The organism is uncultured Porphyromonas sp. (genome assembly GCF_915070105.1).
Lineage (GTDB): Bacteria > Bacteroidota > Bacteroidia > Bacteroidales > Porphyromonadaceae > Porphyromonas.
The window spans coordinates 19,999-29,048 of the sequence record NZ_CAJZFJ010000025.1; the positions used below are offsets into that span (position 1 = coordinate 19,999).

Genomic DNA, 9,050 nt, shown 5'->3' on the forward strand with positions numbered 1-9,050 from the left:
GAGAGTGGCCGAGCCTTATCCCTGGTCAAGCTCCGAGAGACGATAGGCTTCGTGGATCGCCTTATTACGTCTAAGGATGTGACAGATGGACTCTACCTGATGGCCACTAAGCACCTGTACGGTGATACGCCCTTCGAAGATACCTTCGTGGGTCACCATGTGGATCTCGCTGATACTTACCTTGAAGTCCTCTAGCAGGACCTGCGTGATAGCGTTCAGCAGCCCCTTAGAGTCAATGCCTCGTATCATCAGGGTCGTCTCAAAGCGGGGTGTATAGTGATGTCCCCAGAGGGTGGAGAGGAGGCGATCCCCCTGTGCCGTCTTATACCGAGTGGCCTCGGGACAGGAACGTCGGTGGACGATGACCTGCCCTTCGTCCGTGAGTATGCCTAGGGCATCATCCCCAGGTATCGGGTGACAGCAGGGGGCAATGATATAGTTAAGTCGCCCATCGTGCTCACTGAGCTCATAGGGATGACTGCGGTCTATCGGAGTGGAGGCTGCGGTAGCAGGATGGACTTCGCTCTCCCGCTCCTTGCCCCCGAAGAGTGAGGAGATCGTACGGGTAATCCTATTGCTACGGCTGGGGTTACTTCCCTTGCTCTTGAGTGTACGCTCAAAGTCTTCGGGGAAGGTGAATGTCCCTTCGCCGATATAGCGGAGGAAGGTGTCTGGCTTGTCAAAGTGATATAGGAAGGTCAAGCGGTTGAGCAGAGAAGCCGAGAGCTGCTCCCCATAACGCTCGAGCTCCTCGCTAAGGCGTTCTTCACCTCGGGCTATGGCTTCACGTTGGCGACGTCTTAGGGCAGTCTCGATCTTGACCTTAGCGTAAGCTGTGCTGACGAAGTCCAGCCATTCGGCAGCAGGCTGCGTCATCTTACTGGTCAGGACTTCTACCTGATCCCCATTGGAGAGGCGGTGGGAGATAGGGACTACTTTGTGATTGACCTTCGCCCCAATACACGTGTCTCCTAGATCGGTGTGTACGGCGTAGGCGAAGTCGAGGACGCTAGCATTGATCGGTAGCGTGATCGGTCTACCCTTAGGGGTGAAGGCCGTGATGTCGTGGGCATAGAGGCTGAGGTGAACGGTATTGAGGAACTCCATACCCTTCGAGTCAGGATGGTTCAGTACCTCACGGATCGTATCCAGCCAGACCTCGAGCTCGTGATCCTCCTCAACGTCGTTGTTTTTGTATCGCCAGTGTGCCGCCAGTCCCTTCTCTGCTATCTCATCCATGCGCCGGCTACGTACCTGCACCTCTATCCACTGAGCATCGGGGCCTAGTACGGTGAGGTGCAGGGCTTGATAGCCGTTACCCTTGGGGGTGGAGATCCAGTCCCTTAGGCGATCTGGGCGGTTACGGTAGACCTCGGTGATCGCTGTGTAGATGTCCCAGCAGCGGTTCTTCTCTGGGTAACCATCCTGGTTATCGAAGATGATACGTACGGCGAAGAGGTCGTAGACTTCCTCGAAGGGAATGCCCTTGAGCTGCATCTTACGCCAGATGGAGAAGCACCCCTTGACTCGGGTCTTCATCTCATAGCTCAGCCCCATACTGTCGAAGCGGAGCTTCAGTGGTGCAGCGAAGCGCTGGAAGAGGTCTTCACGCCCTGCCTCCGTCTCCCTTACCTTGCGTAGTATCTCTTCGTAGGCCTCGGGATGCTCGTAGCGGAAGCTAAGGTCCTCCAGCTCCGTCTTAATAGAGAAGAGCCCCAGACGATCCGCTAGAGGTGCATAGAAGAAGGAGGTCTCACCTGCTATCTTCAGCTGCTTCTCTGGCTTCATGGAGGAGAGGGTACGCATGTTGTGCAGGCGGTCAGCGATCTTGATAAGGATCACACGTGCATCATCCCCGATGGTCAGTAGGAGCTTGCGTATGTTCTGCGCCTGTAGGCTATCGATGTTCTGTGGTACCTGCTCTGTGGAGATCTTGGTAAGTCCCTCTACGATCTGGGCAATCTTGTCCCCGAAGCTCCGACGGATATCCTCCACCGTATACTCCGTATCCTCGACCACATCATGCAGTAGAGCCGAGCAGATGGAGGTAGAGCCAAGCCCGATCTCCTTACAGACGATACGTGCTACGGCTATAGGGTGTAGGATATAGGGCTCACCACTGCGACGGCGTACGAGACCATGGGCATGACACGCTAGGCGGAAGGCTTGGTCGATGATCTCCGTCTTCTTGCGATGTGGTGAGGCGATATAGTCACTGATCAGTGCTTCGTACTCCTGCTGGATGAGGGCTTCTTCCTCGGGCGTGAAGCTAAGACTAGGCTGTGACATAGCGGGGGACTGAGGGGAGTTAGAGCTGAGAGATGAGGTAGGCAGTGTATAAGACGAAGCACAGGACGAGCACAGCACCCTCTGCACGCTTGATCACTCGCTGACCGAAGAGGACGGCGAAGACATACAGCAGGATCGCAGAGAAGGTCATCACTAGGAAGTCAAGTGTCGAGACTCCACCGATGCGGATCGGGGTGACGGTAGCTGTCGTACCGAGGATGAAGAATATGTTGAAGATGTTTGACCCTACGATGTTCCCGACGGCTATCTCGGGTTCCTTCTTGAGTGCTGCGGCTACTGAGGTCGCTAGCTCTGGCAGTGATGTGCCTGCCGCTACGATGGTCAGTCCGATGAAGCCCTCGCTCATCCCTAGGGTACGAGCTATGCTGGAGGCTGAATTGACGAAGAAGTCTCCTCCCACAATCAGACCTGCTAGCCCGCCGATGATAAAGATGATGAGTAGCCACAGTGGGTAGCGTCTCTCTGTGTCGGGGGTAGCATGTGGGTCATCGGGCTCACCCTTGGCAATAGCAAAGGTGTAGGTGAGGAAGATCAAGAAGAAGCCGAGTAGCACTATCCCCTCACTGCGGCTCAGTACGTTCTCTATCTCTCCTGTGCCTGCGAAGATCCGGTCAAGAGCCATTACCGAGAGGACAAGGCAGGCAAGGATCATCAGGGGGATCTCACGACGTATGGTGCTTCTGGTGATCGTGATCGGGGTGACGAGGGCGGTGATACCTCCGATGATGAGCACGTTGAAGATGTTGCTCCCGACGACGTTTCCCATCGCTATGTCCGAATTACCCTTGAGGGCAGACATTAGGCTGACGATGAGCTCGGGGGAGGAGGTACCGAAGGCCACTATGGTGAGCCCCACGACGAGGGGAGATACCCCGAAGCGACGAGCTAGTACCGAAGCTCCCTCGGTCAGATAGTTGGCCCCTACGATGATGAGGATAATACCTACAATGAAAAGGAGGATATCTAGGATCATAAAGAATATGGATAGGACGACATAATAGCTAGCAAAGGGGTGATCTAAAGCGAAGTGCTAGTACTAGGGATAGAGGGCTAGTGCCCACAGCCCGAGCAGCCGGAGCACCCACCACACCCCTTATCACCCTTCTTAGGGCGGAGCATCCTCACCAGAGAACGCCCGATGAAGAAGAGGACAATGCCGACGATCGTGAGGGCAATGATTTCCTGAAGCATACGATACCTGAATTTATCCCAGCAGTAGGGATATTTGATAGACGACAAAGCAAGCAAGCCAAGCTAGTGCACAGGAGTACACAGCGGCAAAAGCTCCCCAGCGCCAGTGTCCAGCCTCACGCCCGATCGCAATCAGTGTGGCGATGCAGGGGAAGTAGAGGAGCACGAAGAGCATGAACGTATAGGCAATGACCGGGGTGAAGGATGGTGACCCATCGGCTCGTCGCTCTGTGCGCATACGCTCGGAGAGCTGAGCTACCGCCTCCTCGCCATCATCCCCTGAGCCCGTGTAGATGACCCCCATGGTGCTGACGACGACCTCCTTGGCCATAAGCCCTGAGACGATACTTACCCCCATCTTCCAGTCGAAGCCGAGGGGACGGATGATGGGCTCACTGATGTGCCCAATGCGTCCGATGATCGACTGCTCCTGATGGTATGTGGCGAAGGCATGCTCCAGAGAGTCCACCCTTGCCTGCTTCTCTGCCTCGGGGAGGAGGGAGGCTTGTATAGCCTCCACTTGCTGGTCCTTAGTGGCACGGGCTTCGTTCTGCCTAGGGTAGTAGCTCATAAACCAAACAAGGATAGAGGCTGCAAGGATCACGGTACCCATCTTCTGTAGGTACTGCTTGGCTCGGGTCCAGACATGGATGAGGATCGAGCGGGGTGTCGGGGTGCGATAGGGGGGGAGCTCCATGACGAAGGGGATATCCTCGCCCTTGAAGGCCGTGCTCTTCAGAAGCCGTGCCGAGCATACCGCCACGAGTACCCCGATGAGGTAGAGGGAGAATAGGACGAGGGTTGCCTGCCATGGGATCGGGAAGAAGGCTCCAGCCAGCAGGATGTACACCGGTAGACGTGCCGAGCAGCTCATGAAGGGCAGTACGAGCATCGTCACCAGCCTACTCTTCCGACTCTCGATCATACGGGTGCTCATCACCGCTGGCACATTACAGCCAAAGCCCATGATGAGCGGGATAAAGGACTTCCCATGTAAGCCCATCTTGTGCATGAGCTTGTCCATGATGAAGGCTGCCCGAGCCATATATCCACTATCCTCCAGTAGGGAGATGAAGAGGTAGAGGATGACGATCTGGGGTAGGAAGACGATGACACCGCCTACCCCGGCGATGATCCCATCGACGATGAGGTCTCTTAGGGGGCCTTCGGCCATGATACTGCCTACCCATTCTCCGAGCTTCGCCACTCCTAGGTCAATGAGATCCATAGGATACTGACCGAGGGCAAAGGTACAGAAGAACATGAAGACCATCAGTGCTAGGAAGATCGGGAAGCCCCACAGGCGGTGGGTCACGATGTCGTCGATGCGGTCGGTGAGGGTGCGCTTGCCACTATGCTTGGGGCGGTAGGTCTCCTTCAGTGCACCCGAGATGAAGCCGTAGCGAGCGTCGGTGATCAGAGCCTCTGCCTCCTCACTGCGCTCCTCCTTGAGACGGTGCAGGGCAAAGTCTCGGGCGGACAGCAGGAAGCCCCCACGTGCATATCGGTGTAGGAGTTGGCTCTCGATGTCCTCGTCACGCTCTAGGAGCTTGATCGCAGTGGAGCGTGCCTGGATCGGATCGTGCTGTGAGGTATGCTCTATGACCTTGGCTGTCAGCTCCTCGATCATTGGGTCGAGCGTAGGGCCATAGGGGATACGTATGGGGCGAAGCCTACCATGCTCGGCGTCGAAGAGCTCGGTGTCGCCTGACTTGATGCCTGGGGCTAGGGAGATGATCTCATCGAAGAGTGCCTCTAGTCCGAGCCCCGTACGGCATACGGTGGGGATCATAGGCACACCCAGTAGGCGAGAGAGGCGAGGGTAGTCGAAGTATTCCTTGCGTGCGATGAACTCATCGAACATATTGAGGGCTACGACGACGGGTAGACCTAGCTCCTTGAGCTGGAGGGTGAGGTAGAGGTTACGCTCTAGGTTGCACGTGTCGATGACGTTGAGGATCAGATCGGGTCGCTCATCGCCCGTGATATAGTTGCGTATGTAGAGCTCCTCGGGGCTGTAGGGGGAGAGGGAGTAGGAGCCGGGGAGGTCGATGAGCTCGAGCCTGTAGCCAGCGTAGTAGATATGTCCCGTCTTGGCCTCCACGGTGACCCCGCTGTAGTTGCCCACGTGCTCGTGTGCTCCGCTAGCTTGGTTGAAGAGGGAGGTCTTCCCACAGTTGGGGTTACCCAGCAGGGCGATGCGTAGGGTGGGGAGCTTGGTGCTCTGCCCACGTCCCTGCATACGATGTAGGCTATGGAGCTGAGGGTCGGGGAGGAGGTCCGTGTCTTGCTCTTCCTCGGGATGAACCTCTGTGAGAGGCTCTAGGGGACGCACCTCGATGAGCTCGGCATCCTTACGACGGAGCGAGACGTTGTAGTCAAGTATTTTGTAGTAGATAGGATCCTTGAGGGGAGCATTGTGTACGGACATGATCTCCTTACCCTGCACGAAGCCCATCTCTAGGATGCGCTTACGGAAGGCTCCCGAGCCTCCCACCCGCACGATGACTGCCTTATCTCCTGTCTGTAGTTGCGCTAAGTTCATACAAATGCAAAGATACGTATTTTCACCTACCAGCCCTAGATAGAGTACCTACCGCTCTTAGCCTTTACCGCTCCTATATAAATACGTTCGCGCGCGAGGCATAAAGTGTGCGAGGAGCTCTATCTCGTTCGCTTATGTGGAGATGAGATACTCCTCATCCACGAGAAGCGTAAACGTCCCCGAGGGCTCTATATGAGCCTACGGGGACGGTGGCGGTCACCCCAGCAGTGGGGAGGGGGACTCCGTGTGGAGCTGAGTCCCTCTCTACGTCTAGGGCTGTGGGTAGAGCCCGAAGAGCCTCCGGGCCTCCCGCCTTTAGACTCCTTACTCTCTTTAGGTTGTTTCAGGATGAGGGTGATGCTCTTCCCGCAGCGGCTCGAGAGACACGCTGGGGGCGGTCTGATCTCGAGGAGTTGAGATAGGGGTTGGCTCCCGAGGGGTCTCCCGGTGCCTTGTGACATCGGGGGGAGCTTTCTCCTTCTCAGAGGCAACAGCCTTCGGACTACCGGGGACGATGCTCCTGCTGGTAGGAGCGGCTGACGCCCCCAGCCCACAGAGTCTGTGGGGGTGTTCTTCTTGTATAGCGTAGCAGGGCACGGATGCCCATACGCTCATCGAGTGTCTAGTGACATCCCGACGATCCTATACAGGAGCTATATAGAAGAATAAAATGGAATATGTGCCTCGAGGAGGGAGGGTCTTCCCCCCTTCCTCAAGAGCAAAGTTAAGAAGTTTTTTATAACCATATCCCCATCCTCGGTATATGGTTTATTTGTTTGATTATTAGTCTTTTTGTTTCCTCTGTGTAGAGGGATCTCCTTAGACGAATGCTATTCTCCCGACCTCCCTCTCGGGGGGATCTATGGCATAAGCGAAATAGTGCGTGTGAGGGGCATTCTGAGAGGGCTAAAACGAACATACCGAGAACGGGGAAGCGCTCTCGGTATGTTCGGTGTCGTCACCTTACATAGGTGATGAGTGCGAACATACCGAGTCCTATATGGCGTTCTCGGTATGTTCGTTTTAGCCCTTTCGGAATGCTTGATAAATAGCCACTTAGGGAAGCCCCTCGGAGCGTCCTCTGCGTCCCTCTCTACAGTCGGCTCTAGGGGGCTTACCTCAGGGTGTCCTTCGGATGAGGCCACAGAAGAGGTAGGGATGGAGGAGGGGAGGGGCGGTGAGTGCTGGGAGTGAAGGGTATTAGTTCAATAGGGTATTTCTGTATCTTTGCCATAGAGGCTGGTCAAAGCTATTGGTGTGTGCCCCCTATCAATAGGGACACCACATGCGGGAAGGCCTCCCTGAATGAACTTATATTTACGCCCAGCCTAATGAAACGCTATATCCTATCCCTTCTCCTCATAGGGTTATCTACACTGACAGCTCTAGGTCAGAAGGTGATGCCCCTAGAGAATAACGATGGGAGTGTCCTACCAAAGGAGCTCCCACGTAAGGGCACCCTCTATCTCAAAGATACCCATCGCCTCCTCCCTAAGTATGCAGGGAGCTGGGAGGGAGACTACAATGGCTACAAACTCTACGTCCAAATAGAGTTCCTAGAGAGGGCTCCCTATGCCACCTATGCGGAGAACTGTAAGTTCTTTGTGGATCAGCTGCATTTGGTGAGCAGGATCCTCGATGCCTCAGGGCGTGAGGTGATGAATGCCAAGACAAACCCCGATCGGATAGGGGTTGGAGGAGAGTTGTTTGTTAGGCGACCAACAAACGCATCCTCTGTAGAAAGGGAAGAAACCTATCAGTTTGTCTTTTTCTATAATGACCTATCTACGGGAGTCATCTGTGTGGCTCGTATGAGTGATGATATGAAGACCTTGACCCTGAAGCTCAAGAATGTAATTACCATAGAAGGTCCTATGATACACCCTGCGTATTTGCCTCAAGACGATAGCCCTTGGGTACTGCGTCGCACGAGCAAAGTGCCCCCAAGGTCGGCATTAGATCCCGACTTTCCGGCACTCATTCCCTCTAGTAAGTAACACCGCCCCCAGATAGTATATAGCATAGGTCGGTATGAAACGCTACATCCTATCCCTTCTCCTCATAGGGTTGTCTACACTGACAGCTCTAGGTCAGACGGTGATACCCCTAGAGAATAACTATGGGAGTGCCATGTCAAAGGAGCTCCCACGTAAGGATATCCTTTATCTCAAAGATACCCATCGCCTCCTCCCTAAGTATGTAGGGAGCTGGGAGGGAGAGTACAAGGGCTACAAACTCTACATCCAAATAGAGTTCCGAGAGAGGGCTCCCTATTCCACTGATGCGGAGGACTGTAAGCTCTTTGTGGATCAGCTATCTCTCGTGAGTAGGATCCTTGATGCCTCAGGGCGTGAGGTGGTGAATGCTAAGACGAACCCAGACCATATAGGGGAAGGTACGAAGTTGAACGTCAAACGACCTACTGCAGATGCACCCTCAGAAGGGGGAGCTAAAAGGAGGGAAGAAGCCTATATGTTTTACTTTTCATATAATCATGACGCTACAGGGGTCTTCTGCTGGGCTCGTATGAGTGAAGATATGAAGACCTTGACACTGGAGCTCAAGAGCGTAATTACCATGGAAGGCCCTATGATACATCCCGAGTATTTACCTCAGGAGGGGACACCTTGGGTATTACGTCGCACGAGCAAAGTGCCCCCAAGGTCAGCATTAGATCCCGACTTCCCGACACTCATTCCCTCTAGTAAGTAACACCGCTCCCAGTCGGTATAAGTAGCATAGGTCGGTATGAAACGCTGTATCCTATTCCTTCTCCTCGTAGGGTTGTCTACACTGACAGCTCTAGGCCAGAAGGTGATGCCCCTAGAGAATAACTATGGGGACATCAAGTCAAAGGAGCCCCCCTACTCACGTAAGGATATCCTCTATCTCAAAGATACCCATCGCCTCCTCCCTAAGTATGCGGGGAGCTGGGAGGGAGACTACAAGGGCTACAAACTCTACGTCCAAATAGAGTTCCTAGAGAGGGCTCCCTATGCCACCT

At 54.6% G+C, this 9,050-nt stretch carries 6 protein-coding genes and 1 pseudogene; 3 read left to right on the forward strand and 4 right to left on the reverse strand.

All coding sequences use genetic code 11. The annotated features are described in order from the left end of the window. Positions 1-15 precede the first annotated feature (15 nt). From QZ554_RS04015 to feoB, 4 genes are all read right to left on the reverse strand, one after another. The gene (locus QZ554_RS04015) at positions 16-2,289 is read right to left on the reverse strand and encodes a RelA/SpoT family protein (protein WP_297194582.1); all 2,274 of its coding nucleotides are present in this window, start codon (positions 2,287-2,289) and stop codon (positions 16-18) included. Between the two features lie 19 nt (positions 2,290-2,308). Further along, positions 2,309-3,283, reverse strand: coding sequence for a calcium/sodium antiporter (locus QZ554_RS04020; protein ID WP_297194583.1), 975 nt, complete (start codon positions 3,281-3,283; stop codon positions 2,309-2,311). A 77-nt stretch (positions 3,284-3,360) separates the two neighbouring features. Further along, positions 3,361-3,501, reverse strand: coding sequence for a FeoB-associated Cys-rich membrane protein (locus tag QZ554_RS04025; protein ID WP_297194584.1), 141 nt, complete (start codon positions 3,499-3,501; stop codon positions 3,361-3,363). Between the two features lie 13 nt (positions 3,502-3,514). Then, positions 3,515-6,046, reverse strand: coding sequence for a ferrous iron transport protein B (feoB, locus tag QZ554_RS04030; RefSeq protein ID WP_297194585.1), 2,532 nt, complete (start codon positions 6,044-6,046; stop codon positions 3,515-3,517). A gap of 1,331 nt (positions 6,047-7,377) precedes the next feature. On the opposite strand from feoB, the gene QZ554_RS04035 reads away from it, so the two are divergent. From QZ554_RS04035 to QZ554_RS04045, 3 genes and pseudogenes are all read left to right on the forward strand, one after another. After that, the gene (locus tag QZ554_RS04035) at positions 7,378-8,043 is read left to right on the forward strand and encodes a hypothetical protein (RefSeq protein ID WP_297194586.1); all 666 of its coding nucleotides are present in this window, start codon (positions 7,378-7,380) and stop codon (positions 8,041-8,043) included. A 34-nt stretch (positions 8,044-8,077) separates the two neighbouring features. Further along, the gene (locus QZ554_RS04040; RefSeq protein ID WP_297194587.1) at positions 8,078-8,758 is read left to right on the forward strand and encodes a hypothetical protein; all 681 of its coding nucleotides are present in this window, start codon (positions 8,078-8,080) and stop codon (positions 8,756-8,758) included. A gap of 36 nt (positions 8,759-8,794) precedes the next feature. Beyond that, positions 8,795-9,050: pseudogene (locus QZ554_RS04045) on the forward strand (hypothetical protein); the annotation flags it as partial.

Excerpts from the sequence above, each read along its gene's own strand:
- QZ554_RS04015 (WP_297194582.1), bottom strand. The coding sequence starts at position 2,289 with ATGTCACAGCCTAGTCTTAGCTTCACGCCCGAGGAAGAAGCCCTCATC.
- QZ554_RS04020 (WP_297194583.1), bottom strand. The coding sequence starts at position 3,283 with ATGATCCTAGATATCCTCCTTTTCATTGTAGGTATTATCCTCATCATC.
- QZ554_RS04025 (WP_297194584.1), bottom strand. The coding sequence starts at position 3,501 with ATGCTTCAGGAAATCATTGCCCTCACGATCGTCGGCATTGTCCTCTTC.
- feoB (WP_297194585.1), bottom strand. The coding sequence starts at position 6,046 with ATGAACTTAGCGCAACTACAGACAGGAGATAAGGCAGTCATCGTGCGG.
- QZ554_RS04035 (WP_297194586.1), top strand. The coding sequence starts at position 7,378 with ATGAAACGCTATATCCTATCCCTTCTCCTCATAGGGTTATCTACACTG.
- QZ554_RS04040 (WP_297194587.1), top strand. The coding sequence starts at position 8,078 with ATGAAACGCTACATCCTATCCCTTCTCCTCATAGGGTTGTCTACACTG.